Here is a 26,984-nt window from a genome sequence, read left to right as displayed (position 1 = left end):
AGGCCGCACAGCGTCACTGATTGGGTGAAACTATGTAACGTTGATGTGATCTAGAATTGCCGCGTTGTAACCGTCGATGGGTTTTGTATTCGGGTGAAAGGCGGCTGCTGCTTCGGCACTTTCGCTGACAGCCATCAGACTGCCATGACCGGCTCCTAATTCGTCAAAAATTACAATTCGCTCCGTTCGTCCGGATTCCTTACCCAGCAAACCGTCATGCATCAAAGGCACGGCCAGCTTCCACGACGCTCCGTCCAGCGTTGGGTGGCACTTCGACAGAGTGACCTTGCCAATGCATTCCATGATCCTCATCGCGACAGCTCCTTCCAGCTGGCAGGCGTGCCGTTGCCAGCCGAGTGTCCTCGCAGGAGTTTCAGTAACTGACTGAACGCCCACGCTGATTCCAGACACAATACGTTTGGTTGCATGGCTGCTGTCAATGCAGGTACATCGGTCTGTAGAGTCACCACGGCGGCGCGAACCTTTTCGCTGCGGTTTAGGAGGCATGCCGTGATGGACGCTACGCCTCCGCAGCACACGACTGGTGAGCCCATCAGCTCGCGAGCCTTCGATGCCGCATCTCGTTCGCAACCAGCGGTGAGTGCCGTCCAACCCGCGGTCGAGGCTGCGGAAGTTGCGGCTGAGCACTCGCCAACAGTGATGACCGTTCCCGTTGAACTCGCTGTTTTGCGTGCAACGGTGCTGGAAATTGTGATGCTATGGCGGCGAATGTAGTCGTGGCCACTCGGAGTAATAATGGCTCCGGCAGCAACGCTGATTGTCCTGCCTGCTGCCGCCGCAGCGACGAGTGATTCTTCGGTGATGACCTTTTCGTTTAGCGGCAGGCCATTGGTTTCTGATTTCGATGCAGCTTGCGATTTGCCGTTAGGCGGACGCGCACTTGCTACTGCAATGCCACGAGAATTTAGTTCTCGCAGAACGCGTTGTGTAATCGCTTCGATTTGTTGGCTGCTGAAGTTCATTTATTGGTCAATCATCCCCTGTACTGCGAACCGTATGGGGCAGTCGTCTCGTCCGGTCATGTCACGAATGTATTTGCCGTCGCTGGTAAAAAAAATTCTGTCACCCTTGCCTGCTCCGAGTTGATCGATCGCCAATACTGGAAACCCATCGGCTTCGTCGCGGATATCCAGTGGCTGCAGAACAATCAGCCGCCAGCCATCCAGTGAAGGGTGCTTCACTGTGGCAGTTGCGTTTCCGATGACGAGAGCTGATTGCATGTACGTTTGTCCGATTCGTTCACCACGGAGTCGCAGCGACTAAGTGGTTGCACTTCGATTGGTGGCCGTCCTGTTTAGATAATTCTCAGGTCCTCAACCATTGCGCATCGGCGTTGTCGAGTGAAGGTCATTGGACTGGTGACGCCTTCCCCTGTTGGTGTCGCGATGCTGAATGATGGAAAGCCTTCGCCGCCAAGTCCGAGTCCCGCCATGCAGGGGCCATTCTTGACGAACAGCGTTGTGTTCATAATGCGGCCCATCTTGGTGATCGTACGAACGTCTCGTGAATGGATGATCGCCGTGTGGCCGAAGCCGTGTTCATATTTCTTTGCGAGGTCAATCGCGTGGTCTGCACAGTTGGCTCGAACGAAAGGCACGAATGGCATCATCTGCTCGACGGGGACAAACGGGTTGTGTTCATCGGTTTCGCCGTACAGGATCAAAGTTTCCGGCGGAATCGTCAGGCCAATTTGAGCGGCCAGCCATGACGCGTCCATGCCGATGAAGTCGCGATTCAGGTGATAGTCGTCGTTGGCGTCTTTCGGCGGAGTGAATGCCTTGGCGGTGAACTGCGCGACCTGTTGAGCGTTCAGGCGGTAGCCGCCGTTCTGACTGACCGCATTCATCAGCGGGGCGAAGATTTCGTTGACGGCGAAGACTTCTTTTTCGGCGATGCACAGCAGGTTGTTGTCGAAGGCTGCTCCATCAACGATGGACTTGGCGGCGTTGTTGATGTCGGCCGTGGCGTCGACGACGACTGGTGGGTTTCCAGGACCAGCCACGATGGCTCGCTTGGGGCTGCTGAGAGCCGCTCGAGCAACGCCCGGGCCGCCGGTGACAACCAAAACCTTCACGCCCCGGTGATCGAAGATTGCCTGAGCCGATTCAATTGTCGGTTCGCCAATGATGGTCAGCAGATTTTGCAGGCCTGTGGCTTCGTAGATGGCTTTGTTGAAACGTCGCACACCTTCAGCGGCAATGCGTTTGCCGCTCGGATGCGGATTCACGACAACGGTGTTGCCGGCGGCCACCATGTTGACAAAGTTTGCAGCCAGGGTAGGCAGCGAATGTGTGACAGGCGTGATAGCGCCGATGACGCCGAATGGAGCGTATTCGGTGATGGTCAGACCGAGCGATCCGCTGACGGCTTCTGTCTTGAGGAACTCAATGCCGGGCACGGACTTGATGACTTTTAGCTTGCCAATTTTGTGTTCGAGTCGTCCGATTTTGGTTTCTTCGAATTCCAGACGCCCCAGTTCCTCGGCCTGTTCGTCACACATGGTTTTGACGATATCGATCGCTTTGGCGCGATCGGTCATCGGGGCCGCACTTAGTTGTTCAAAACCCTTCTGAGCAGCCGCGACGGCCTGGTCGACGTCGTTGAAGACGCCCCAGTTTCCGGACGCTCCATTGGAATGGCCATTGGTTCGTCCGAGTGATGTGCTATTGCTGGAAATCTGAGTGAGGACTTCCTGGACAATCTGGCGGACGGCTTGTTCGGTGGCTTGCATGGTATTTCGTTTTCTGTGGGCAGTGTTCAGTTTTTAGAATGAATTCGGCCGGTGTTAGTCTGCGTTTTCTGAACACTGAAAACCGCACACTGAACACAGCAGCTTCGCTGCTATCTCATTTCAATTTCTCTCAGCCGATCCGTGACTTTGTTTTGCATGCCGAATACCGTTGGGATCTTGAGGACTATAAGTAAGGTTAAGATCGCGGCAGCGATGACATTTCCGATGTAGTCCGTCGCCATATAGAAGACAACGTTCATGAATGCGGCACCTTCAAGCAATGCACATGCGATGATGTGACCGCCACGAATCGGACCCAATACGGCCATGAGTTTTTCATCGTCGGATGACGTTTTCAGTGATTCTGCGGTCAGCCCCTTCAACTGATTGTTGACGATGGTTGGCGGAATGATGAGATGTTGGGCGAACATAAAGGCCGCCATACCCAGTCCAAACCACGCTAGAAAATCTGGTTCGCCATCCACCTTTCCGCCATTCACCGCCAGCATGATTCCAAGAGCAATCGTCGCTCCCATCACCATTGCGAAGGTGATGATCTGCATACCACGAACGTTCTGCTTGAGGGCCTCAGACGACTCCGTGTTGCCTTGTGGATCGGGTGATGCGTACGGGTTTGACATAGTGCTGTTGGCAGCTTGGCTCTAGTGAGTCGAGCTACACATCTCCGCCTTCGTAAATCTGTTTCTCTTTTAGTGTCACCGAATCGACGATGCCGACGATGGCACAGTCGATAGGTAGTGTTTTCGTTCCTGGCGTGAATCGAGCACTGCTGCCCTGCACGCAGAGCACCACTTCACCCTTGCCGGCACCAACTGTGTCAACGGTGATGAACGATCGGCCTGTCGGTTGCAGGTCGCTCTGATCTTTCTCGTTGACCCGCAGTGGCTCGACGATCAGAAGTTTCTGACCGACCAGTTCTTCGACCTTTTGCGTCGAAACAACACTGCCTGTGATACGTGCTAGGAACATAAGAAGTTTTCAGTTGTCGGTGTTCAGTATTCAGAGAATTACAGTGTTCTCCAGCGTCCTCTGCACACTGAAAAATGAACACCCAAAAACTCACGCAATAGCGTTTGCCGTTTGCCGTGCTACAACCAGTTCTTCGTTTGTGGGGATCACCCACGCCTGCACCTTGCTGTTGTCAGCACTGATGCAGACTTCTGTGTTTCGTTTGACGGCTGAGTTCTTCGCCGCGTCCAGTTCTATTCCTGCCCACTGCATGTCGCGGCAGACGTTTGTTCGAATGCGTTCGCTGTTTTCTCCGATGCCGCCGGTGAAGACGATCACGTCAATGCCACCCAGCAACGCCATGTAACCTCCGACATAAGACCGAATCGATGCCTCAAACAGCTTAAGTGCTTTTTCAGCTCGATCGTGTCCATCGGCCGCCGCCTCTTCCAAATCACGACAGTCGGCGCTTAAACCACTGATGCCCAACAGGCCGCCTTTGGAGCTCATTTCCTGCAGTACCTGCTCGAACGTGAGCCCCGTCGCCTTCATGATCACCGGAATCGCGTAGGCATCGAAATCACCGACGCGATTGTTATTTGGAAGGCCTCCCTGAGGACTCATGCCCATCGATGTGGCCTGGCTCTTGCCATCGGCAATCGCACAAATCGACGCACTTCCGCCCAGGTGGCAGCTGATGATTTTCAGGTCGTCACGTTTCAGGATTTCTGCCACTCGCCCGGCGATGAACCGGTGACTGGCTCCATGGAATCCCCAGCGGCGAATTTCGTGGTCCGTGTACCATTCGTAAGGAACCGCGTAGGCTCGGTGTTCGAACGGAATCGTTTCGTGAAAACCTGTTTCCAGAGCCGCCACCAATGGCATGCTTGGAAACGCTGACTGCAACTGCCGCATAGCGTTCACGTACGGCGGGTTGTGTGCCGGAGCAATATCCGACAACGCTTCCATCTTCTGTAGCAGCTCCTCATTGACCACACGCACACCACTGAGGTCGCCAGCGAACACGGCTTTGAAACCGATGCCAGCGACTTCTTCGACGCTCTTCAGGCAACCATGCTCCGAATCCGTCAGCTGCTGCAGACAAATGCTGACAGCGGCAGCGTGGTCCGGAATGTTCTGATCGACCTCCGCCTTATGGTCGCCGATTTCCACGAAACAGTGACTGCTCGCTTCTCCGATGCGATCAATGCCACCACGAGCAAGTTCCGTTTCGTTCGAGATGTCGAACAGGCGGTACTTGAAGCTGGTGGAGCCTAAATTGGCGACGAGAACTTTCATGGGACTCTGGGGTTTCAGGTTTAGGGGGTTCAGGTTTCAGTAAGCACAAGCAATCCCGAGTTTTTCTGAAACCCGAAACCCTTAAACCCGAATCCGATCGTCTCTGGCGATTAAACAAACTGATCCAGCAGCGTCTGCTCAGGGCGAGGAATCAGGTGAGCGCTCACCAGTTCGCCACTTTGAGACGCCGCAGCGGCCCCGGCATCCACGGCCGCTCGGACAGAGCCGACATCGCCTTTGATCACAGTCGTGACAAACGCGCCACCGATCTGTACCTGCTTGACCAAAGTTACGTTTGCAGACTTCAGCATCGCGTCGGACGCCTGAATCTGAGCGACCAGGCCTTTGGTTTCAATCATTCCAATTGCTTCGGACATTTTCGTTTTCCTGTTGTGTTGTTTGGGTGTGAAGTTTGAAATCCGCGATTTCAGGTTACGACGCCTTCTTTGCCTTTGGCAGTACGGCGACGAGCTCTTCGTGCGGTCGAGGAATCACTTCCACGCTGACGACTTCGCCCAGTTTGGAGGCGGCTTGAGCACCCGCGTCGATCGCAGCTTTTACGGCTCCGACGTCACCCACGATGAAGGAGGTGACCAGGCCGCTTCCGACCTTGTCCCAACCGACCATTGTTACGTTTGCTGCTTTGAGCATCGTGTCGACGGCTTCGAGCATGCACACGAAGCCCTTCGTTTCGATCATTCCCAGAGCTTCCATCTGTTTTGCCATTTTCGTTTCTTTCAGAAGAAGAGGTTGAGTGTTCTATTAATGTTTACACGCACACGGTTCCGGTTTTACCAAATCTACCTTGGTTGCTTTTTCGAGATTGATGGCATTGCCTTCGTCTGTGTCCAGGTGGACTTCCAGCTTGATGTTGTCGCCTGCTCGCACCGTTAAGTCTTCCAGCACCGTTGTGCAGCCGGGCGATTCCACTCGCAGGTGAATCGTGTCTTTGTTCTTCACGCCATAGTGAACCAGGTCTGCCGGACCCATGTGAACGTGTCGCATGGCTCGAATAACGCCTTGCTGCAGTTCGACCACACCTTTCGGGCCAACCAGCACGCAGCCCGGGGTTCCCTGCACGTCGCCACTGATTCGAACGGGCAGATCAATGCCCAGTGAAATGCCGTCGGTGAATGCGAGTTCGACCTGCGAATCATCTCGGCAAGGCCCGAGGACGCGGACGTTTGGAATCATGCGGCGGCGCGGGCCAACGACGGCGACGGTTTCGGATGCGGCGTAGTAGCCGTCCTGGTAAAGATCCTTTTCAGGAGTCAGCGTGGCGCCTGGGCCGTAAAGAATTTCAACGTGTTCCTGAGTCAGGTGCACGTGGCGAGCAGAGATGTTGACAACCAGCGGGTTGCGGTGAGCGGCTGCGGCCACGGCGTGCTCGGTGCTGTTCGTGCCGCTGCCACGTAAAACGGGAATGCCGTTGCTGGGCGAACTTCCGAACGAGCTTGGCGACTGACTGGCCAATACACGCCGAACGATATCTTCAATGTCAGAACGCTGCAGAGTTGTCATGGAGACCACTTTGTGATTTCTCGCTTGCGGCCGTCCGTGCCTCAATTCTGTGTCGGCAAGTCTCCAGACCTGCCTCAGACCATCGTGATCCGCCAACTGCTTGTTCGGCGTTCCGCCACTGGCGGCTTCGCGAATTGCGGATCAGTTCGAAGAAACTACGTACTCCCCGCCATCGAGCGGTCCTGCACTTCCACCACTTCCAGTTCAATCCCACCCGCCAACAAAGTCTGCCGCCATTCGTCGCTCATTCCGTCATCTGTCACAATTTCGTGAACGGCAGACAGCGGACACAAATGTGATAGGGCTCGCTGGCCAAACTTCGTGCTGTCCGCAACCAGCGTCACTCGTTCTGCAGACGCGATCATCTGACGTTCTGTTTCCACCAGCAGAGCGTTGCTGTTAAACAGTCCTTCCGATGTCACACCACCGGTACTCATCACCAGCCGTGAAACATTGATCTTCTTTAATGCTTCGATTGCCTGATCGCCGAGTGCCACTCCGGTTTTTGGATAGACGTAGCCGCCGACGAAGATCAGTTCAATTTCTGGTTGATTCATTAACAGCGATGCGATCGGCAACGAATTCGTGACGACCTGCAGCGGCTTGCCGTTTAAGAATCTGGCCACTTCCAAAGTCGTCGTGCCTCCGTCCAGCAGAACGGTTTCTCCCGCCGGAATTCGCTCCGCCGTTCGTTGAGCGATCAGTTGTTTCTCGCGAGATGCCTGATTCTGTCGCACGTCGAAATCCATTAACGACTCGCCCGCGTACGCCGCTCCGCCACGAGTGCGGTGCAGGTGTCCCTGGGTGTCGAGATATTCCAGATCTCGCCGAATGGTGGATTCGCTGGCCCCAACTTCAGCGACAAGTTGCTGCAGTGAGACAAACCCCGATTCCTCGGCAATCTGGAGGATTTTTGAACGTCTTTCGTCAGTAATCATCAGTTATTGAAGCTTTGTGAGCGGTGTTCTTTCAATATCATGCGTTGTTGATGCGGTTTTTTCAACTGTTAATGGCTGAAGTTGCTCTGTTTTGACTGAATGTGACCCATCTGCTTCACTTGTTCTTGCCTGTGTATGTTTTGCTGATGACCTGTCCAGTGTTTTTCGGGCCTACGGTGCCGGTTGAATGGTTTAGCAGGGAGAGGGATTCCGTGAATCTCAGTTTCAACACGATCACGCATGGAAATGAGTCGTTTTTTCACCCCGTGAGTTAGGTTTGCGTCATCGATTTCCGGGCCATTATTTGGAGCACCTGATGACCTTCTCCCCAACCAAAACAATCAAACTGTCAGGTCGCATGCAGCGATTGGCCAAAGCGGCCCATGATGTTGAAGTGGCTGCCTCGGTGGCCATGACGAACCTTTCCCAGCGGTCAGCGATCGTGATTGGCGTTTCATCGGTTGACCTGCGGCTGATAGTGGACGGTAAACCGGAATTTGGCGAACGGATCACAGTCCAGATTCCGGTCCCCGGCAACGGCCGGGAAATGTCGGTTGAAGGGATTGTTCACTGGGCCGAAATGCGAGGCAGCGAATACGAAGTCGGAGTGTTCCTGCTGGGAGGACTGCCGAGGGAACTGCGTCACCTGCAAAAAGATCCGCGTCGTCAGGCAGAGCGCTACCGCTGCTGGATCTCAGGTCGAATGGATTGGGGCAATACTCAGCCCGACGCCGAAGGTGTCGTGATCAACTACAGCCACGAAGGCATGGCTGTGAAGAGTCCCACCGAAGCGGCAATCGAGGAACTGTTCACGTTTCGGTGGAACGACGGGAAATGCGTGCGGCGCGTAGCGGGGATCGCGTTGTGGCAAATCGAACAGAACGGAGGCTTCTTGATTGGCTGCAAACTGAACCCCCGCGACGGATTCCAATTAGCGGGGCTGAACGCCGAACATCTCTCATAGGTGCCAGCAGGCCGGGATGCCGGTCGAGCGCCCCCTTGTTCCACTAAACCTCTGCACTGCCCGAATTTTGTTTGTGGGGGCGGCTTCCATTCCGGTTTGAAATGACTTGAAGTACGGCAGGTCGGCCTAGAATCGGCTGTCACCGCCACCTTCACTCATTGACCAAATTGAAAATGCCTTCTGAACCTTCCCCCCGCTACGACGCACTGCTATTCGTTTCCTTTGGAGGGCCCGAAGGCAAAGACGACGTCATTCCGTTTCTGGAAAACGTACTCCGCGGTAAACCGGTTCCCAGAGAACGCATGCTGGAGGTTGCCGAACACTACTACCATTTCGGCGGCGTTACACCTATTAATCAGCAGTGCCGCGATCTAATTGAGGCTCTTGAGGCGGAACTTAAGAGCCATTCGGTTGACCTGCCGATCTATTGGGGAAACCGCAACTGGCATCCGTTGTTGCCGGACACCATGAAGCAATTGAAGCAGGACGGCGCGCAGCGCGTGCTGGCATTTGTGACGTCCGGATTCAGTTCCTATTCAGGCTGCCGCCAGTATCGCGAGAACATCTATGCGGCACAGGATGAAGCTGACGCCAACGACATTGATGTCCACAAGATTCGGACCTTCTACAATCACCCGGACTTCATTGCCGTAAACGCTGAAAACGTATCGGCAGCGCTGGAAGAAGTTGCCGACGGCGACACCAGCAACGTTCACGTCGCCTTTACGGCACACAGCCTGCCTGTGTCGATGTCCAGCACGTCTGACTACGAAAAGCAGTTGTTGGAAACATGCCGGTTGGTGGCAGAGCAACTAAACCTTGATGATGGTCAATGGCGACTGGTGTACCAGAGTCGCAGTGGCCGTCCTCAGGATCCGTGGCTTGAGCCCGACATCTGCGATTACCTTGAAGACTTGAAAGCGGCCGGGACGCAAGGCGTGGTGGTTTCGCCGGTCGGTTTTCTATCGGACCACATGGAGGTTCTATACGACCTCGATGACGAAGCTCGGAAACTGTGCGACAAGCTGGGGCTCAAGATGGCTCGAGCCGCCACGCCAGGAACTCATCCGCAATTCGTGACGATGATCCGCAAGCTGATCGAAGAACGGATGGCCGCATCGATGCCGGAATGCATTGGACAATACGGCCCGAATCACGACGTCTGCCCCACCGACTGCTGCCCGGCTCCTGCCCGTCGACCATCGTGATGGGCAGAGGCCTTGCGAACGTCCGTCAGTCAATCGCAATCGGAGCGTCTGCCGGTTCTGAGATGCGGCGTGGCTTGTCGGCGTTAGTGGCGTTGTTGGCATCAGGGCCGAAGTGCATGAAATGGGACTTCGTGTTCGCTGGCGGGTTCGACACTGAATTGCCTGTAGCAGTGCCTGACTTCGGTGCAGTCTTAGCTGCTGGCGTCATGTCGATCGGTGTCGTCAGCGCGGACGATGGGAGGCCAGCTGGGGCCGCCTGTGTCGCAGCAGGTCCAGCATCCAGAGCTTCTGCAACTTTCTCAGCGTGCGGCCCGAAGACCTGGACACCACTGGCGGTGCGTGCCGCTGAAGAAGTGTCTTGCCCTTCGCTCGCAGGATCTAACGTGCGTTGATGTCCGGCCGTCACGATGCCGGAGCGTCGTTCATTCTGTCCGGTTGGCCCGGGCAAAACTGAGTTCGTGTCAGAAGCTGGATGCACGGGAGCGGGATGTGCGGTCGGCCGTTCTTCGCCTTCTTCGTAGTATTGATGGAACACCGCGTGATTAACGGAGCTATTGTCTTCGCCGAACGAAAACTCAGCCGATGCCTGTTGAATTGCATCGTCCGTGCTGCGCAACGCGTGCTGTTCGTGAACGGGCATGACTTTCTGAACGCCGTCAGCAGAATGCACGGTGGAATAGGATCCGCTTCGCAGTCTGGCCGCGATCTGTCCTCGCAGATGATCGCGAACGCCCAACAGCTGGCCGGGTGAGGCTTCTGTTTGAATTTCGTCGACCACCCAAAAATCGTATTCGGTAACCAGCTTGGCAATCAGCTGAGCGTTCGACCCCGGTTGACGCAGCCGCACGGTCGCTCTTTCCTGAGTGACATTCGTTTTCGATACGGGAGCGGAAAGCAATTTGTCCAGCGATCCGAACTGTTGCGGCACGCCGTCCATGTGGGTCCACACGAGCCTGTTGAAATCGGACGAGCATGACTTCTGAAGCAGTTCCAAGTCATTGCTGCGCCAGGCAGTCGCGAACTCCAGAATCGGCACGGTCAGTTCAAGTTGCGTTTTCAGAGATGTGACCTGAGCTTGTTCGTTAGGATATTGAACGTCATCCAGTCGCAGCTCGCCGTTTTGGTTGATCATGCGACAGGAAAACACGCGACCTTTCGCGTTTACGAATTCCAGTTCTGTTGTGTCGCCAAACGTGTGACCGTCTGTGACCTTGACGCCGTCGTCGTAAAAGTCCGGAATGTCAAGCTGTTGTAAAATTTCAGGAGAAACACGATTCCATGTCGCTCGCGAAAATTCACCAGTCGACAAGTGCGACAGCCTCTTGTGGTTGCGTTCTGACAGCGCCTTCAGAAATACGGAGGCTCGCATAGGAGCCGTGAACACGGCTGAAAGCGTGCGTTGACGTTCCGTCGCCAGTTCGTAAAGCGTGACTTCTTCCACTGTGAAACGCGGCAAGCGATCTCGGATGTCCGAGGCAGCGGTGGCCGCCACGTTTGGTAGCCCTTCCTCGCGTTCCTGCAGATGCATTCGCACAATTTCCTTGCCTGCAGGAATCATCAGCGTCAGTTGCGATTCGTAGGCACGTATCACAAATTCGGCGGGAACGTCGTTCGGCGAAGGCAATTGAACAAGCGACAAGTCTGAAAGCTTGAGGGCGCTTTCATACAGTTCTTTGCCGGCGACCATTTGCAGAGCGTCCTGGTCTTCGGCTCCGTATGCCGTCAGGAATGCGTTTACCGCGTTGATGGCGTCGGCCTGGCGGCGAACCGAACCGGGATGATCGTCGTCGCTGCGGCTGATCGCTTCGACGTCGTTGACCAGCCAGCCTTCCGACCCGCGAACGATCTTCATGTACAGATACCCGTTCTTGGCGGGCAGTTTGACGACTGCTTCATTGTCGTTCAGGTTGGCTTCCGGTTTACGAGCCATCCCGTCTTCGTAGGTCGACGCGATTTTCGCGGTCAGTGCCTGCAGCCATTTGTCGGGTAGTGGTTCCAGTGAGGCGGAAAGTTCGGGCGAAGTCATTGCGAGAATTTCATCTCGTGATCCGGTCTTCCAGACGTCTAGAAACTGTCGCAGGGTGACCAGAAGGTCCATGACTTCGATCGTGGATTTAGCTACGCGAGTTCCGTTTTTACGTTGACGCACGACCACATCGTCCACCACCCAGTAGCCTTTGCTGTCGTCTCGCACCAATTGAAACTGATACTTGCCACCGCTTTCTTCCTTCACCACGACATCGCGGCGTCCGTCTTCTGATTCCTTCACCTCAACTACCGTTAGCTCGCCGGTTGGCAGGTGGACCACTCGCAAGTCGGTGAGTGCGTCGTCAGAAGCCATTGCTTTTTGCTCGAAACGTGCAGACGCGATCCGGCGCAGCGCCGTTTCATTTTCTTCGCTGACGGCGTCGGCAAACTGCTGCACAATCCGTTCTTCCATTTTTGCCTGGTTCAGAAGTGAATCCATGCAGCCAACGCTGGCAAAAATGGTGAATAGCCCAAGCAGGCAGGAGGCAGTCTTCATGACGGAACGATCCTTGTTCGTCAGGCAAGCTAAGCAATGTCTGCGATTGGCAGGATTTGCGTTGTAGATTGAGTGATCATCCGGTTAGAACTGCCGCAAAACACCACGCGCAGTGGTCGCCGCGCCAGTTCGGTCCGGATATCTGCCTTGTCGCATTTTCTGCCAATACCGTCAACGCGGCATCAGCCTGCGGGGCGTGGCGGCTGGAAAATGGAATGCAGTGCACTGAGGAAATCGGCAGTTTTGACCGGAACGCACGGCCCCAGCGGCAATGGGCAATCTACAGATGCACGGGGATAAACCGCTCCGACTCTCCTTCGGCGGGCGTTTCCGGCGGATCAATCCACGGTAAAGGCTTACCATCTGCACGAAGCTGCATCACGGTTTTCTTGAACTGCTTCATCACTGATGTCAGCACGTCACGTTCTGTCGATCCTGCCGCCGTGATGTCCGGAAAGTTGGCGACTCGAGCCTGAATCCGGCCAGCGTCATCCGCTGGTGACAGAATCACGTGGCAATTGAAAACCGGCACCGGGTTGACGTCGGCTTCAGACAGAAGTGGCAGGTTATTGGAATCGCTCATGGGATTTCCGGCCGGTATTCGCAGTAGCAGTTGAGTATTCGTGAATTGTTGAAGCGGATTGTAGCAGGAAGTTCAGCAAAGTGCCTGATCTGACTCGCAGCGCACGCTTCCTGACGCGATGCCACTTCGTTGAGTCGCAGGAAACGAAAGCGTATGGTGTGCGGTGACGAAAACGGGAAATTGGCTGTCCATCCGGACCGGCTGATTGAGGCCACTCATACCATCTGGAAAAGTTCATGAAATCACAGCTATTGGCAATCGGGTTGATCTTCGGAGGCAGTCTGCCCACCGTCGGTGCACAGACGCCCGCCAACACGAAGCCTCTGACAATGGAGGGTGATCTCGCTTCACAAATGGTGGACGGCATTGACCGTTTCTTACTACGCAAGATCGACGAAGCACCTCAAACACGCGATCAGTTCTGGGATCTGGACACGTCTTCCGTTGAAGCCTTCAATAAGTCGATTCAACCGAATCGCGAACGTCTGGCGAAGATGCTGGGCGTGCGCGATGGACGGATCGACTTCGATTCGCCTGAACGAGTGGCCACGGTGGCGACCAGCAACCTGATTGCGGTCACCGACAAGTTTAGAGTCTTCGCGATCGGCTGGCCCGTGCTGGCTGATCCAGCTCCGACGGCGAAGAACCTGGCGTCGATTTATGGCGAAGGTCTGATGCTGGTGCCCGACAGCAAGCCGATCGCGGATGTTGTCGCGATTCCTCATGCTGATCATTCGCCCGAACAGATTTGCGGTCTGGCGGAAGGTGTTCCTGCCGCGTCGCAGTACGCTCGACGCCTGGCCGAATCCGGCTGCCGCGTGATCGTGCCGACGATCATCAGTCGTGAACGCAGCAAGCGAAACGGTCGAGCCGACATGACCGATCGCGAATACCTGCATCGAGCCGCCTTTGAGCTCGGGCGGCACTTAATCGGCTACGAAGTGCAGAAAGTCATGGCGGCCGTCGACTGGTTCGAAAAAGACGATGACACTGACGACCCCCAGATCGGCGTCATTGGCTACGGCGACGGAGGCATGCTGGCGCTGTATGCGGGAGCTCTTGACACGCGTATCGATGTCACGTGTGTTTCCGGTGCGATGGGCTTCGATCACGAACTGTGGAAGCAACCGCTGGACCGCAACGTGTTCGGCCTGGTGCGTGAATTTGGCACAGCAGAGCTTGCGACGATGATCCAGCCGCGTGGATTGGTTACTGATTTTGTCAACTGGCCCGAAGTGGAGCTGGCGGGTGACGGCGGTGCCCCGGCGGAACTGAAGACGCCATCGCAACAGTTGAAGCAAGCGATCCACGAAGAACTGGATCCGGCCGCCGCAGTGAACGTGAGGTTGGTAGAGTCTGGTGCTCAGCATATCGGAATGACCAATCACTTCGGCGACACCGAAAAATTTTGCGACAGCGTGCTGGGATTGTTTATCACAGCCGTCGCTGGAAACGCGGCGGATGCAAATCGGATCAAGCAGTCCGCCACGCCGCCGTCCATCGAAACTCCCGATCGCACAGCCGCCATTGCCGCCCGCCATCGTCGTCAATTCGAAGAAATCGATCGGCATAACCAGGCACTTTTGCGCGAAAGCCCGTTTGTGCGGAAGGAGTTTATGAGCAAACTGGATACGTCGTCCGTTGAGGCCTATGAAAAGAGCGTCGAGGCTTATCGTGACATCTTTCGCAAGGACGTGATCGGTGAATTTGACGAGCCACTTCTGCCGTTCAATGCTCGATCACGCCAGTCGTGGGAAACTGAAAAATGGACGGGCCACGAAGTTGTGCTTGATGTCTTTCCTGATGTCTTCGCATATGGCGTGCTGTTGTTGCCGAAGGATTTGAAACCGGGAGAAAAGCGGCCCGTCGTCGTGTGTCAGCATGGGCTGGAAGGTCGGCCGACGGATACGTTTTTGGACGACCATCGAGCCTACCACGACTTCGCCGCAAAACTGTGCGAACAAGGCTTCATTACGTTCGCTCCTCAGAATCCATACATCTTCAAAGACCGCTTTCGAACTCTGCAGCGCAAAGCCAACCCGCTGGGCAAGACACTGTTTTCCATCATCGTGCCGCAGCATCAGCAGATCGTGAACTGGCTGAAAACTCAGCCCAACGTCGATCCCGATCGCATCGGCTTCTACGGATTAAGCTACGGCGGAAAATCGGCCATGCGAATTCCGGCGCTCGTCACCGACTACGCGCTGTCGATCTGCTCAGCCGACTTCAACGAATGGGTGCGCAAGAACGCGAGCACTCGACTGAATTACAGCTACATGTGGACGGGCGAGTACGAAATTTTTGAATGGGACTTGGGCAGCACGTTCAACTACTTCGAGATGGCGGCATTGATCTGCCCACGACCGTTCATGGTCGAACGAGGCCACTTTGACGGCGTCGGCACAGACGACTGGGTGGCTTACGAATACGCGAAGATACGTCACCTGTATGCTGCCAAACTGGGGATCGCGGCCAACACCGAAATCGAATGGTTCGTCGGGCCTCACACAATAAACGGCAAAGCCACCTTCGATTTCCTGCACCGCCACCTGCACTTGCCACCGATTTCGTCCTACAGAGCGGTTGACGAGCGTCCAACGTCGGAAGAGTAAGCGACTGGTGTTCGCTTCCTGTGTCGCAGACGTGTTGAGTTAAACGCATCGCATGTGACTGAACGCTTGACCACACGAAGGTTATGTCGGCTGGCAAAACTCGGCGGCACACTTAGACTGAGGCACCACCAGTCCCAATTTGACGTTTTTGAAAGTCAACGCATGGCCACCGTTGAGCTACAGGATAACGATCTCGCGCAAATCGCTGCGTTTATAAACGATGCTGAGGTCGACGTTGAGTTACTAAGTTCCACTGAGGGAATCTCGGAACTCTATTCCTGCACGATTGAGTTTACGCTGCGAACTGCAGACGTGCGGCTGGCGATGAAAGATGTGATCGGCACCGCAGCGTGCGTTGGGATTCGATCGCGAGTTTCGAATTCGAGTGTCTGGGAGGAGCGGTACATTCATGGAGTGATCAGTCGGCTCCGCTATATGGGCGAGTTACTTGATCCCAATTCGACGAGTACAAAAAGTCGCTACTCAGCCACGATTGTGCCTCCACTTTGGTTTCTGACTCAGAACCGAAAGTGCCGAATCTTTCAGGGCGATTCGATTCCCGACATTCTTTCCACGGTACTCGGCGAATACAGCATCAGCTATTCGTTTGGCGATGCGGAGGGAGCTGCATTAAGAGGCGTCTACCCGCCGCTTGAATACTGCGTTCAATACAACGAATCAGATTATGACTTCGTTGCTCGCCTGATGGAACAGTGTGGCATTTCGTACTTTTTTAAGCACACCAAATCCGAAGCGACTCTGTACCTGTCTGATAGTACGACACCGTACTATTTTTATCATGATGACGATAACGCGCAATCTACGCTGACATTTGGAAACCTGAGTACAGGGACCACAGGCGATCATATCGGGGCATGGAGTCACGATTGCGAATTTCGACCTCAATCTTACGCCCATGGAGACTTCAATTACGAAAACGCCAACGCCGACATGCGGTCTCTGGCGCGAGCCAGCACGCTGAATTTTCCCGGCCACCATTATGATCATGAGGTTTACGAATATCCGGGCGTCTTTACAGATAGCGGTGGAACCGGCAGTTCGTCCGAGGATCTGAAGTACGGTGAAAATCTCGCAAATCGGCGCATCGAGGAACAGGAAGGGCTGCACGAGGTCATCGAAGGTAATGGCCGTTCCATTGTTTTTGCGCCGGGGGCGAAGTTCAATCTGACCGGACATCCGGTTGCTGAAGAAAACGCGAACTGGGTTGTCAGGCGGATTCACTACACATCCGCACCTGACGATGGTGTCACTCTACCGTCCGGAACTGCCGTATTCGCGTCGTTCGAATGCCTGCCGGCCGAAACAATTTTTCGACCACCGCGCCAATCGCCGCGACCTGTTGTTCGAGGTCCGCAAACGGCCATTGTGACTAATGCTGCAGGGGCGATCGAAAACAGTGCAGACAGCGGATCAAAGGCGGATGTGAACACCGATGCCAAAGGCAGAGTTCAAATCCGGTTTCACTGGGATGTTGCTGATGACGCTGACAGTTCGTGTTGGGTTCGCGTGTCGCAGGATTGGGCGGGGAATGGCTATGGGAGTCTGATGATCCCGCATGTCGGCCATGAAGTGGTCGTAAGTTTTCTGGAAGGGAATCCGGATCGCCCGCTGATCACGGGCCGAGTCTACAATAGCCAAAACCAGCCACCGGGCTATTCGAACGACAACGGAGTTGCCACCAATCCCAATCGAGCCATCGTGGCGCAGGACGAAGTGGGAAATAAAATCATTTTGGATGCTGACGAGAAACGGGTCGACATTCAGAATGCATCGGACAAGATGGAACTCACTGTCGGCACCAGTGCGACAGCGACGGCTGGTCTTAACTTCGAAGTGACGCTAGGCCTTGGTGCCAGTATCAATCTTGGTGCGGCGGTGTCTGCAGAACTGGCGGCGTCTTACGGACTGCAATTCGGCTGGTCGACTTCCGTCTTTGCGGGGGGAACCTGGAGTGCTAGTTTCGGTGCCGATTTCACATACGCCAAAGGGCGATACGTAAATGCCGGGGATTCACTGGGGCAAATTTCCTTCAAGGAAGGGGCCGATTTTATCTCGAAGGAAAGAGCCAGTCTGGCAGGTGGTAGTGGAACGAACAACTCCGTTGTGAAGGCTGACAGTAGTGCTTTGACGCTTTCGTATGGGCCGGCTGATCCGTCTATGTCAGCCGACTATTCAATGGGGTGGGCCATGTTTGGCTTAGGAGTTGCGGGGTCCATCGGAGCGGCAGCTGCTGGTGCAACCGCGTTTCTTGGAGCGACGGCAGCCGATAAGGGGGAGTTCGACGGACATGCAGTTGGGGCGCTCGCGACCGGTACCGCGAGTGCAGCGGCATCGATTGCGGCCTATGCGCTTTTGCGAAAATATGCGACGGAATGCACGGCCATTCAACAACCGGTTCATGCTGTCCCGGTTGCGCAAATGCAACTTAATGCGCGAGGCGCCGTTCTAAGCTCATCCGCGATGGTCATTCATCAGGCAGGTACCACGATGCACAACATTGCCGCAGAAAGTTTTGCAGTGATGTCCCCCGAAGCAACTGTCAGTGGCAATTTGAGTGTTGTCGGTCAATTCAGTTCGACCAATATAAGAGATCTCGGCGACCCAGCTGCGGCAGCGGCCGCTTTGGCAGAGTGTCAGGCCCAAATCGCCGCATGGCAGGCAGACGCCGCCGCTGATGCTGCCGCTGAAGAAGGTGCTCGAGCCGCTGATCAGATTGCTGCTGCGGCTCAGGAGGAAGGAGCTGGCGCGTAGGGCGTCGACCGCGTTCAGTAGCACTTCCTTCCGCAAAACACCGAGTGTCCCCTATGTCAATTCTGCTCACAATCGAAACCGGCCCTGATAGCGAATCTGCCGCACACGATTCGACGCGGACGACTTACCTGATCCGTATTGGACAGTCGCTTGTCGTAGGACGCGATTGGCACGCCGCCGATATCGTCATCGAAGCGGACACGGCACTTTCGCGTGCTCACTTCCGAGTCGCGGTTTCTGCAGACGGTGGTCTGCTGACCGATCTGGGAAGCAGTCACGGGACGCTCATCAATGGCCAACGGGCAACGGAGACCGAGCTGAATGATGGTGACCAGGTTGCTGCTGGGGAAACACGATTTTCGGTCGAGCACATTGATGACTCGGTTGTCCAACGCGTGGCCCCTGACGATGCCAATCAGCTCGAAGCTGACCCTGCGCGGACGGACCAGCCGCCACAATCTACTGTCACACTACGAATTCTGCAGACGATTTCTGCGCCGGCCGGCCAGCTTCAGTATCGTTGGTTGTTTGTGACACTGCTCGCTGAGGAGTCTGTGATACTCGGGCGAGTGGCCGAACGATCGGACATTTGCATCCCGGATGATTCCGGTATGTCCGGGCGGCATCTTGAAGTCTCTCAATCCAAAGGCCAGTGTCGTGCGGTCGATCTGAACAGTTCCAATGGCTCGTTCCTTAACGGGCAGCGGTTTAGCAATGAGCTATTGCACAACGGGGACGAAATTCTGTGCGGCAGCACGTATGTTCTGGTGCAGATCAGATCAGACGAATCCGAAAATAAACCGACGGCTCAGCAGACGATTGGTAATCTCGCGGGAAGTCGAGGATTGCGGCAGCAGGCCCGACTCCAGTCTCGGGGATACCAGATTGTCAATGCGACGCCCTTTTCGTTCGCACCGCTTGTCGGCCGAATAGGCTTTCCCGGTCATTCGCTGACGATGATTGTGAAAGCCACTTTTCAACTTGTCCACGACGGTGTCATGGAACTGGCAGAAGAGCAGGCTCTGCCGACTGGAGATGTGCCTTTCCCTGGCGAAGACGATCCGGCTGTGCCTCAGCGTTACGAAAGTGACTTTGCCTTCTATAAACCCAAAGCTGACGTCTTGCTGGCCGGACACTGTCATGCGCCGGACGGGCAGCAAGTACAAAAGTTGAATGTCGCATTGCAGGTTGGCGACTTGCAACAGCAATTGATTGCTTACGGTGAACGCTTTTGGCAGTTGAAAAAACGTGAATGGAAAATGACGGACCCCGTTCCGTTCTCCAAGCTGGAATTACGATACAAGCATGCGTTTGGCGGTGAAGGCTTCGACGAAAACCCGCACGGTGTTGGATGCTACGACAAGAACCTAAAACGGGCAGACAGCCCGCTTCCTTTGCCACAACTGCTCGCCCCAAGCGACGTTCCCACAACACCGGCCGACCAGTTGGAAGTGGTTGGTTTTGGACCAAAGGGCAAATGGCACGGCCGCCGGCGCGAACAGCTTGGCACTTACGACAAGAAGTGGGAGGAGACTCGCTGGCCGTGGTATCCCGATGACTTCCAATGGGACCATTTCAATGCCGCGACAACAGCGTTGCAGATCGATCCCTATTTGCAGGGGGACGAAGAAGTCGTTTTGACGAACCTGAATCCGGACCACTCCGAATTACGATGTCGGCTGCCCGGAATTCGCATTCGGTGCTTCATCAACCGAGCCGGCGAAGCGTTTCGTGAAGTCCCGACGAAGCTGGATACGATGTGGATCGACGTCGACACTGGCCAGTGTGTTCTCGTCTGGCGAGGGAATGCTCAGGTGGTTTCTGAGGAATGCGAAGACGTCCGCCAACTCTTCATGTTGCAGGAGCGGCTGGATGAACCGCCTCTGTCGTTGAATGATTGTCACGCGAAGCTGGTGAACGAACTGGCGGCTCGTAAATTGAAGTTTGTGCCGCCACTCGAATCTCCGCCACAGAAATCTGGTGAAGACCTGGCTCAGTCATCTCGGGAGTCAAAGGCCCCGGATGGTGCTGCGCCAGTACAGGAACTGGCCAATGAAGTGGACCAGCAGTTCCAGCAGTTGCGGGCAGAAATTCGAAATGCACAGATTGCGGCCGGCGTGGATCCAAACCAGTTCGACAAGCAAGTCGAAGCCGAAACAGTCAGGCTCGCGAAAGAATGGAACTTAGACGGTGGGACGATACCGCCCGGGTTCGAGTACAAAGCAGCGATGGAATTCTGGAATCTGCAAAAGTCCATTCACGACGCTCAAGTGGCTGCTGGAGTAGAAGCGAATCCTTTGCCCCCGCCGCCAACGCCCAAGCCGGAGGTGGTACCTGAAGTGGAGGAAACTGGTTGGACGAGAGACAAGGTCGAGGCACACCATGCTTCCGGCGGAAGTCTGGAAGGGCAGATGCTGGCAGGGCTGGATTTATCGGGACTCGATCTAACAGGGGCCAATCTTCGTGCGGCCATTCTCCGCAAGGCAAAGCTGGTCGGGACAACGCTGCACGATGCGAATCTTGGCCTGGCAAATTTAGCGGCAGCCGATCTAACAGACGCGGACCTCACCCGTGCCAACCTGAAGCATGCAGACTTTTCAGGCGCTGTATTGCACAAAGCGAGGCTTGATAACACGGACGCCACAGGGACGATCATGGCCGGCGTCTGGCTGACTTCAGCATCTATGCAGAATGCGAATGCAGTGCGAGCGTGTTTCGCGGACGCTGATTTGACGGGAGCGATCCTTAACCATTCCAAATTTGACAACGCCGACTTTACTTCGGCACGTTTGACCAGAAGTTCGTTGATCTCCTGCTCGCTGGTGTCTGCCAGACTTCAATCCGTTTCGGCGAGGGACGCGAAGTTTGATCATTCGGACATGACAAAAATACGTGCGAGCGAATCGGATTGCGTGATGGCCACGTTCCATCAGGCGTCTGCACCGGATTCGATATGGGAAATGGCCAATCTGACCGCATGCGATTTCACCTGGGCGAAACTTCAGCGAGCCAACTTCACAAAAGCGGCGTTGAAAGATGCCAGGCTAACAGCGGCGGATCTCGCCGGCGCGCGGCTGACGAAATCCGTGATGCGTCGAGCATTGTTGGCAGACGCGAATTTGTTTGAAGCCAACCTTCAGCAGGTGGACTTGCGATATGCAAATTTAAGCCGCGCCAGTTTCTACGGTGCTGAGGTGTCCGACGCGCTTTGGGAACACTCTGTTCAGGATGCTGTGAACTGGAAGATGACCAAGCGGGCTCAGGAGCAGACATCATGACGGATTTCAACAGCTCGCCACCTGACGTTGATCCGGCAGACTTTCAAAATCACGGCCGTTGGCTAAGCGCGGCCGAAGTGCGACAGAAAGCTGCTGCTGGTGAGTCACTCAATGGCGTGACGCTGTTTCAACTGGATTTGCGCGGCCTTTCGTTTCATAGAGCGAAGCTGGTAGATGCCAATATCATGGCCTGCGACCTCAGTGGTGCCGACTTGTCCGATGCGTCTCTGGACCAGGCGACACTCAGCGACGTTAATCTCAGGAATGCACGGCTGCCGCGATCTGGTTGGACGGACGCCATTTTGACCAACTGTGATCTTTCCAACGTTGACCTAACCGGGGCGATCCTGAATGGCGCGGACTTTCGAGTCGAGGCGACTTACCTGAAGGACCTGTCAGAAGTTGATGTCAACGACCCGCAATGGCAACCTGATCCAGCCGATTTCGCCATGGGCGTCTGCAGCCTGAATGGTGCCAATCTTCGCGGAGCCCAAATGGTGGGCGCGCTGTTGCGCGGAATAACGTTGTGCGACGCGAATCTTGCTGAAGTCGTCGCGAAAGGCCCTTTATTTCGGAACTGCCTTATCCAGCGAGCCAATCTGTCGGATGCGTGGCTGGAAGGAATTCAGCTTGTTGATTCCGACCTGACAGAAACCACTTTCGATGGTTCCGCCTTCCCCGGTGCCACAATCAAGAACTGCAACGTCACATCCACCAGTATGAAAGAGTCTCGATTCGAATTCACCCGGTTCGAAAAGATTGACGTGACAGAGATTGCCAACTTTTCTACGAATACGCTCAGTTGCCGGTTCACCGAATGCCATCTTGCGGGGCTGGATTTTGCGAACGCCACATTAGACAAAACCGCGTTCGTGAACTGTTGTCTTGATGGAGTTGCGTTAAATGGAGCTGTCCTGACGACGTGCCGGATTTCGGGATGCGAACTCGTGGGCGTCGACTTCAAAGACACGCGAATTGAACAGACTGGAATTGCCAATTGTAATCTGACCGATTCGGATTTTAGTGGGCACTCCATTGCGTCAATGGATTTCAGCAAGGGAATTCTCCGAAGGGCACGGTTTGAAAACTGCGATTTGAAGATGGTCGATTTTTCCAGCGCCGACCTGCAATCTGCGAGTTTTTCGAACAGCCAACTGGCGAGTTGCATCTACACGAAGGCTAATCTTCGTGATGCGAAGTTTCGCTCCGTTGCCGCAAGTCACTGTGACCTTTCAGGCGCTGAAGTCGCCAACGCCGACTTCAGTGGGGCGGCCTTCAGTCAGTCTGAATTCATCAAGGTAGACTTCTCAAAAGCCCGGTTTCGTAACACGCGATTACTTCTAAGCATGCTTCTTGAAACCAACTTTGAAAGCCAGGATCTGCGGGAATGTGAACTCACGGACTGCAATTTGACCGGTGCAAATCTAAGTCACGCTGTTCTTGATGGCATTTCATGCCGACAAGTGCTGTTTACCGAATCCGATCTGCGAAACGCGTCCTTCAAGCAGGCGGACTGCACGATGGCACACTTTCAGCGATGTCAGCTTTCGGGGGCCAATTTGCAAGAAGCGAACCTCACGTGTTGCCAGTTTGATGACGCCGACATGACGTCCGCGTGCTTTGACGATGCCTTGATGGAACGCAGTCGGCTTGTCGGCGCAACCTGTTCCGGAACGAGTTTTTCAAACGCGAAGTTACGCTACGCGGATTGCTCGCATGCCGATTTCAATGAGGCCGTGTTAAAGGCCGCAGACCTGCGTGACGCAAACGTCCACGGCATCGTGGATGAAAAAACGGACTGGAAGGACGCTCGGCGAGATGGAATTCGCGAGACGGACAAAGATCGTGAGCAGGCTGAGAACTGGCTCCCCCCGGAAGTGCCTCAGCGTACCGTCGAAGCACCATAGGGCTCACACACGTATTCGCCGGAAAACATCATTCACAAGATCAGACTATGACGATTGCAGATTTTTCTCCCACCAACACGGCCGCTCCAGCATTTGTGACAGCGGAAGTTCTTGAGACCGAAGATCGTGGACAGTTTGTTCGGGTCTCCGCACCAGGACAGTGGGACGAACCTGACTTCTGGGCCAGACTGGCCACGGGGCCGTTGTCGCGACCCTGTGTTGGAGACCAGGTTTTGATTGCCGGTGCAGGCTCGACCGAAGCCTACGTTATCGGCTGCCTGACGCCACCAGCGGCAGATCGACTTACGTCGGCGAGCGGAACGTACGCAGAATGTTGCAAAGATCAAAGTGGCCGCGAAGTTGTTCGCGTCCTGACACGCAACGACGAATTGATGTTTGAGTACGATCCTGAAAAACAGGTCACGCGAGTGGCCGTACCTCAGGGATCACTGGAATTGATGACGGCGAAAGGCGACCTGTCCCTGAATGCAGCCGGGACTGTTCGAATCGCAGGAAGTGCAGTTGAGATCAAGGCGCGGCGTCGACTGTCCATGGCAGTGGTTACCGCGGTCGGAAAAGCGAAGAGCTGGTTCCGGATGCTGGAAGACCGGTTGCACACGGGCGGGGCAAAGTTCGATTTGGTGGCCAAAGAAACAGAACTGAATTCACCGACCATGCGGCTGAATTCCAACGATGTTTCGGTCAACGCAGGACAGGTGCACGTCGAAGCAGAACATCTGGAAACTGCAGCAAACACAAGGGTCGAGCGATCGGGAAGCGTCTATCAGACAGTGGTGGACGTGCTTCAGCAGCAGACCGGGCGACTACGGACGTACGTTTCCGGGTTGAGTCATTTTCGATCGAAGCGAGCCTATTTCAGTTCTGAAGAATCCTTCAACATCGACGGTGACAAAGTGAATCTGGGTTGAATCCGCTTCTGGCAGGTCATTGCTGGATTCAATAACGTCGCTTGTTATTTACCACGGGCATTCAGGTATCAGTTAACCGACAGGTACGAAAGTTTAACATGCTTCCAGCTTCCACAAACGGTGGGGGAACGTGCAACAATTCTGCTCCGGACGTGTGCAATACGCCTACGCCTGGCGGGACAGTGCCAATTCCGTATCCCAACATCGCTCAATGTGCAATGGCGGTCAACACGGCTGTGAACGTGATGTTTAGCCAACGCCCGGTCATTCATAAGATGTCGGAGATCCCCCTGAGTTCCGGGGATGAGGCGGGGACAGGCGGCGGAGTGAAGTCCGGAGTGTTCATTCAGAAGGCCACTTTCACAATGGGCGCGTCAAAGGTCACGATTGAAGGGCAACAGGTTGTCTATCAGTCAGCCAACGTTGCTCACAACGGAGCAAGCTTCAACATTCCCGGCGTCCAAACGGCCCCCAGTCAATCCAACGTGATGGTGACGCCGTAACCGCACAACCGAACCCTCTGGCGACGTTGTAGCAGTTGGCTAAATGCCTGTTCTCTTTTCAGTTGATTTGTGAGCGGCACGGCGCAGGTCGTCGGTGGAACCACAAACCCGCGGCTAGCGGCTCACGAGTTCATTGGCGAAATTCGAATGACGGGACAGAGCCTACCGTCGTGTTGCACTCACGCAGAATCGCTTCGACTCAGCTGCCGCTGCACGCTGGCTGCTTTCACGCTGCGATGACAGCGGCTATAACAATCCTCCCCCTTAATCCCACCGGTCAATTTTGGAGTTCCGCATGCACACCTATTCTTCCTGCGCCGTTTTGATATTCGCCGGATGCGCGGCTGTCGTTTCCGCTGACGATTCGGCGGCCGTCGTCGATATTGGCGGTCGACGAGAACTGTTTGTTGATTCCGCTTTGATCGAATCAATGGACGGAGCGGAACGCCGACTTCATCATCCTGTGCCTCAGCAGATTTCCGTCGTTCACGATGCTCCATGGGAAGGCGCGGGCAGCGCCTATCACAGCGTCATTCACGATGGCGATATCTATCGCATGTATTACCGCGGCTCAGCGCTCGGCGTGAAAGATGGAAAGTTGAAAGCTGGGAAATCGGTGTACTGTTACGCAGAAAGCACTGATGGAGTTACCTGGACGAAGCCGGAACTCGGCCTGTTTGAACACAACGGATCCAGGCAAAACAACATTATTCTGGATGGGGTTGGCTGCCACAATTTTGCGCCCTTTCGAGACACAAACCCCAACTGCAAGCTGGACGAGCGATTCAAAGCACTGGGCGGGCTTCACAGCGAAGGTGGTTTGTTTGCCTTCAAGTCGGCCGACGGGATTCACTGGTCGCTGTTGCGTAAGGAACCCGTCATCACCGAAGGAGCGTTCGATTCTCAAAACCTTGCGTTTTGGGACGCTACTGCCGGAATGTATCGAGCCTACTTCCGGACGTTCACTGAGGGTGTTACTACTGCAAAAGACTGGAGTCCCGCTGGATACCGAGCGATCCGAACCGCCTCTTCGGCCGATTTCAGTTCATGGAATAACGAAGCCGACCTCACGTACAAAGATTCTCCTGTCGAACATCTCTACACCAACCAGGTCGGCCCGTACTACCGCGCGCCGCACATTCTGATCGGTTTTCCAGCGAGGTATGTGGAACGCGGCTGGTCAGAATCCATGCGGGCGCTGCCGGAACTCGAACACCGTGAACAGCGTTCGAAAGCTCATCTTCGCTACGGGACGGCCATCACCGAAGGTCTGCTGATGGCAAGTCGGGACGGCGTTCACTTCGAACGCTGGAATGAAGCCTTCCTGCCGCCTGGACCAGAACGCAAAGATACCTGGCTTTACGGTCACCAGTTCATCGCATGGCACGCTGTTGAAACGAAATCGAATCTGCCGGGAGCCGCCAATGAAATTTCGCTGTATGCCTGCGAAGGTTCCTGGACGGGTAACAGCAATGCCATGCGACGATACACGCTTCGTCTGGACGGCTTCGTGTCCCTCAAGGCGCCGTACAAAGGCGGTGAGGTTATCACCCGTCCCCTGAAGTTTAGCGGAAACAAACTCTCCGTGAATTTTTCAACATCCGCCGCCGGCAGTCTCCGCGTCGAAGTTCAGGACAAAGACGGCAAACCAATTCCAGGCTTCGCAGCAGACGACTGTCCGGCGTTGTTTGGAGATTCCGTCGACCGGACGGTGACATGGAACGCCGGAGCCGATATCAGCAAGCTGGCTGGTACACCGGTTCGATTGAAGTTTGTGCTTCAGGACGCGGACCTGTATTCGTTTCAGGTCGTGAAGTAAACGCTTTCGCTTGTGTCTGTGAGATCGATGTTCCGAAGGTGCGAACCAGCGTTGGCTGGTCAATCGTTTTCCCATCCTTTCGACATCTGCAAAGCAGCATGGTTCGTAATCAATAGTTTGGCGGCATGCGTAATATGGTAGAGCTGGGTGGTTGGGGCAGGCGGTTTGTTGTGCGGTCGATCTCAATTGTTGTGTTTCCGCTCAGCGGGCGCAAGCACGTAGCCGTCGGTGTCAGCCGACGGTAAATGCGATTCCATGTGTGAAAGCCCCAACGGGGCGTCAGTAAATTCACGCACGGATGCTGCTGTCGCCCCATTCGGGGCTGGTGCCTCGTTGTCGTTGTCGTTGTCCGTTTCCGCCGGCTCACGCCGGCTCACGCCGGCGGCTACGTGCTACGACCCCGCCG

At 55.2% G+C, this 26,984-nt stretch carries 22 protein-coding genes; 9 read left to right on the top strand and 13 right to left on the bottom strand.

Annotated features, from left to right (window positions below; translation table 11 throughout):
- Positions 1–30: 30 nt before the first annotated feature.
- From Fuma_RS17520 to Fuma_RS17470, 11 genes are all read right to left on the bottom strand, one after another.
- A complete protein-coding gene (locus Fuma_RS17520; protein WP_077025267.1) occupies positions 31–312 on the bottom strand; it encodes a EutN/CcmL family microcompartment protein in 282 nt (93 codons plus the stop codon).
- Positions 309–983 carry a hypothetical protein gene (locus Fuma_RS17515; RefSeq protein ID WP_077025266.1) on the bottom strand — a complete coding sequence of 225 codons (675 nt, stop codon included), beginning with the start codon at positions 981–983 and terminating at the stop codon, positions 309–311. The genes Fuma_RS17520 and Fuma_RS17515 overlap by 4 nt, the downstream gene beginning before the upstream one ends.
- Positions 984–1,241, bottom strand: coding sequence for a EutN/CcmL family microcompartment protein (locus tag Fuma_RS17510; RefSeq protein WP_077025265.1), 258 nt, complete (start codon positions 1,239–1,241; stop codon positions 984–986). It abuts the gene before it with no gap.
- A gap of 74 nt (positions 1,242–1,315) precedes the next feature.
- Positions 1,316–2,752, bottom strand: coding sequence for an aldehyde dehydrogenase family protein (locus Fuma_RS17505; RefSeq protein ID WP_077025264.1), 1,437 nt, complete (start codon positions 2,750–2,752; stop codon positions 1,316–1,318).
- 110 nt (positions 2,753–2,862) lie between these two features.
- Positions 2,863–3,393 (bottom strand): hypothetical protein, encoded by a 531-nt coding sequence (locus Fuma_RS17500; RefSeq protein ID WP_077025263.1) that lies wholly within the window; start codon positions 3,391–3,393, stop codon positions 2,863–2,865.
- Positions 3,394–3,427: 34 nt separating this feature from the next.
- Positions 3,428–3,742 (bottom strand): EutN/CcmL family microcompartment protein, encoded by a 315-nt coding sequence (locus tag Fuma_RS17495; RefSeq protein WP_077025262.1) that lies wholly within the window; start codon positions 3,740–3,742, stop codon positions 3,428–3,430.
- A 90-nt stretch (positions 3,743–3,832) separates the two neighbouring features.
- Positions 3,833–5,020, bottom strand: a complete 1,188-nt coding sequence (locus Fuma_RS17490) for an acetate/propionate family kinase (protein ID WP_077025261.1) — start codon at positions 5,018–5,020, stop codon at positions 3,833–3,835.
- A gap of 110 nt (positions 5,021–5,130) precedes the next feature.
- Positions 5,131–5,397 (bottom strand): BMC domain-containing protein, encoded by a 267-nt coding sequence (locus tag Fuma_RS17485; RefSeq protein WP_077025260.1) that lies wholly within the window; start codon positions 5,395–5,397, stop codon positions 5,131–5,133.
- A 55-nt stretch (positions 5,398–5,452) separates the two neighbouring features.
- A complete protein-coding gene (locus tag Fuma_RS17480) occupies positions 5,453–5,746 on the bottom strand; it encodes a BMC domain-containing protein (protein WP_077025259.1) in 294 nt (97 codons plus the stop codon).
- Positions 5,747–5,782: 36 nt separating this feature from the next.
- Positions 5,783–6,541, bottom strand: coding sequence for a phosphate propanoyltransferase (pduL, locus tag Fuma_RS17475; RefSeq protein ID WP_077025258.1), 759 nt, complete (start codon positions 6,539–6,541; stop codon positions 5,783–5,785).
- Between the two features lie 155 nt (positions 6,542–6,696).
- Complete coding sequence (locus Fuma_RS17470) at positions 6,697–7,479, bottom strand: DeoR/GlpR family DNA-binding transcription regulator (protein WP_077025257.1); 783 nt, start codon at positions 7,477–7,479, stop codon at positions 6,697–6,699.
- Between the two features lie 316 nt (positions 7,480–7,795).
- Here Fuma_RS17470 and Fuma_RS17465 point away from each other — a divergent pair, with 316 nt between their 5' ends.
- Together Fuma_RS17465 and Fuma_RS17460 are read left to right on the top strand one after the other, a co-directional pair.
- Positions 7,796–8,443 (top strand): PilZ domain-containing protein, encoded by a 648-nt coding sequence (locus tag Fuma_RS17465; RefSeq protein WP_083732129.1) that lies wholly within the window; start codon positions 7,796–7,798, stop codon positions 8,441–8,443.
- Between the two features lie 173 nt (positions 8,444–8,616).
- Positions 8,617–9,651 (top strand): ferrochelatase, encoded by a 1,035-nt coding sequence (locus tag Fuma_RS17460; protein WP_077025255.1) that lies wholly within the window; start codon positions 8,617–8,619, stop codon positions 9,649–9,651.
- 25 nt (positions 9,652–9,676) lie between these two features.
- Here the strand turns inward: Fuma_RS17460 and Fuma_RS17455 are convergent, their stop codons facing one another.
- Both Fuma_RS17455 and Fuma_RS17450 read right to left on the bottom strand, forming a co-directional pair.
- A complete protein-coding gene (locus Fuma_RS17455; RefSeq protein ID WP_077025254.1) occupies positions 9,677–12,175 on the bottom strand; it encodes a hypothetical protein in 2,499 nt (832 codons plus the stop codon).
- Between the two features lie 280 nt (positions 12,176–12,455).
- Positions 12,456–12,758 (bottom strand): hypothetical protein, encoded by a 303-nt coding sequence (locus Fuma_RS17450; RefSeq protein ID WP_077025253.1) that lies wholly within the window; start codon positions 12,756–12,758, stop codon positions 12,456–12,458.
- A gap of 236 nt (positions 12,759–12,994) precedes the next feature.
- Between Fuma_RS17450 and Fuma_RS17445 the strand changes: the two genes are divergently transcribed.
- The 7 genes from Fuma_RS17445 (at position 12,995) to Fuma_RS17415 (ending at position 26,578) form a co-directional block, all read left to right on the top strand.
- Complete coding sequence (locus Fuma_RS17445; RefSeq protein WP_077025252.1) at positions 12,995–15,370, top strand: alpha/beta hydrolase family protein; 2,376 nt, start codon at positions 12,995–12,997, stop codon at positions 15,368–15,370.
- A 162-nt stretch (positions 15,371–15,532) separates the two neighbouring features.
- Positions 15,533–18,142: a type VI secretion system Vgr family protein gene (locus tag Fuma_RS17440; RefSeq protein WP_077025251.1), complete on the top strand. Its 2,610-nt coding sequence runs from the start codon at positions 15,533–15,535 to the stop codon at positions 18,140–18,142.
- 53 nt (positions 18,143–18,195) lie between these two features.
- On the top strand, positions 18,196–21,420 hold the full coding sequence (locus tag Fuma_RS17435; RefSeq protein WP_077025250.1) for a DUF2169 domain-containing protein: 3,225 nt from the start codon (positions 18,196–18,198) through the stop codon (positions 21,418–21,420).
- On the top strand, positions 21,417–23,327 hold the full coding sequence (locus Fuma_RS17430) for a pentapeptide repeat-containing protein (RefSeq protein WP_077025249.1): 1,911 nt from the start codon (positions 21,417–21,419) through the stop codon (positions 23,325–23,327). The genes Fuma_RS17435 and Fuma_RS17430 overlap by 4 nt, the downstream gene beginning before the upstream one ends.
- Positions 23,328–23,374: 47 nt before the next feature.
- Positions 23,375–24,256 (top strand): DUF3540 domain-containing protein, encoded by an 882-nt coding sequence (locus Fuma_RS17425; protein WP_077025248.1) that lies wholly within the window; start codon positions 23,375–23,377, stop codon positions 24,254–24,256.
- 98 nt (positions 24,257–24,354) lie between these two features.
- A complete protein-coding gene (locus Fuma_RS17420; protein WP_077025247.1) occupies positions 24,355–24,759 on the top strand; it encodes a DUF4150 domain-containing protein in 405 nt (134 codons plus the stop codon).
- 295 nt (positions 24,760–25,054) lie between these two features.
- The gene (locus Fuma_RS17415) at positions 25,055–26,578 is read left to right on the top strand and encodes a glycoside hydrolase family protein (RefSeq protein ID WP_077025246.1); all 1,524 of its coding nucleotides are present in this window, start codon (positions 25,055–25,057) and stop codon (positions 26,576–26,578) included.
- The last annotated feature ends 406 nt before the right edge of the window (positions 26,579–26,984 follow it).

Source organism: Fuerstiella marisgermanici, from assembly GCF_001983935.1.
Classification (GTDB): Bacteria; Planctomycetota; Planctomycetia; order Planctomycetales; family Planctomycetaceae; genus Fuerstiella; species Fuerstiella marisgermanici.
Note: the sequence above shows the minus strand (reverse complement) of the source record. Positions and strands in the feature narration are given on the sequence as shown.

Coding starts and splice junctions, on each gene's coding strand:
- Fuma_RS17480 (WP_077025259.1), bottom strand. CDS start 5,746: ATGGCAAAACAGATGGAAGCTCTGGGAATGATCGAAACGAAGGGCTTC.
- Fuma_RS17495 (WP_077025262.1), bottom strand. CDS start 3,742: ATGTTCCTAGCACGTATCACAGGCAGTGTTGTTTCGACGCAAAAGGTC.
- Fuma_RS17450 (WP_077025253.1), bottom strand. CDS start 12,758: ATGAGCGATTCCAATAACCTGCCACTTCTGTCTGAAGCCGACGTCAAC.
- Fuma_RS17470 (WP_077025257.1), bottom strand. CDS start 7,479: ATGATTACTGACGAAAGACGTTCAAAAATCCTCCAGATTGCCGAGGAA.
- Fuma_RS17430 (WP_077025249.1), top strand. CDS start 21,417: ATGACGGATTTCAACAGCTCGCCACCTGACGTTGATCCGGCAGACTTT.
- Fuma_RS17510 (WP_077025265.1), bottom strand. CDS start 1,241: ATGCAATCAGCTCTCGTCATCGGAAACGCAACTGCCACAGTGAAGCAC.
- Fuma_RS17520 (WP_077025267.1), bottom strand. CDS start 312: ATGAGGATCATGGAATGCATTGGCAAGGTCACTCTGTCGAAGTGCCAC.
- Fuma_RS17415 (WP_077025246.1), top strand. CDS start 25,055: ATGCACACCTATTCTTCCTGCGCCGTTTTGATATTCGCCGGATGCGCG.
- Fuma_RS17485 (WP_077025260.1), bottom strand. CDS start 5,397: ATGTCCGAAGCAATTGGAATGATTGAAACCAAAGGCCTGGTCGCTCAG.
- Fuma_RS17460 (WP_077025255.1), top strand. CDS start 8,617: ATGCCTTCTGAACCTTCCCCCCGCTACGACGCACTGCTATTCGTTTCC.
- Fuma_RS17505 (WP_077025264.1), bottom strand. CDS start 2,752: ATGCAAGCCACCGAACAAGCCGTCCGCCAGATTGTCCAGGAAGTCCTC.
- Fuma_RS17445 (WP_077025252.1), top strand. CDS start 12,995: ATGAAATCACAGCTATTGGCAATCGGGTTGATCTTCGGAGGCAGTCTG.
- Fuma_RS17500 (WP_077025263.1), bottom strand. CDS start 3,393: ATGTCAAACCCGTACGCATCACCCGATCCACAAGGCAACACGGAGTCG.
- Fuma_RS17455 (WP_077025254.1), bottom strand. CDS start 12,175: ATGAAGACTGCCTCCTGCCTGCTTGGGCTATTCACCATTTTTGCCAGC.
- Fuma_RS17420 (WP_077025247.1), top strand. CDS start 24,355: ATGCTTCCAGCTTCCACAAACGGTGGGGGAACGTGCAACAATTCTGCT.
- Fuma_RS17425 (WP_077025248.1), top strand. CDS start 23,375: ATGACGATTGCAGATTTTTCTCCCACCAACACGGCCGCTCCAGCATTT.
- Fuma_RS17440 (WP_077025251.1), top strand. CDS start 15,533: ATGGCCACCGTTGAGCTACAGGATAACGATCTCGCGCAAATCGCTGCG.
- pduL (WP_077025258.1), bottom strand. CDS start 6,541: ATGACAACTCTGCAGCGTTCTGACATTGAAGATATCGTTCGGCGTGTA.
- Fuma_RS17490 (WP_077025261.1), bottom strand. CDS start 5,020: ATGAAAGTTCTCGTCGCCAATTTAGGCTCCACCAGCTTCAAGTACCGC.
- Fuma_RS17465 (WP_083732129.1), top strand. CDS start 7,796: ATGACCTTCTCCCCAACCAAAACAATCAAACTGTCAGGTCGCATGCAG.
- Fuma_RS17435 (WP_077025250.1), top strand. CDS start 18,196: ATGTCAATTCTGCTCACAATCGAAACCGGCCCTGATAGCGAATCTGCC.
- Fuma_RS17515 (WP_077025266.1), bottom strand. CDS start 983: ATGAACTTCAGCAGCCAACAAATCGAAGCGATTACACAACGCGTTCTG.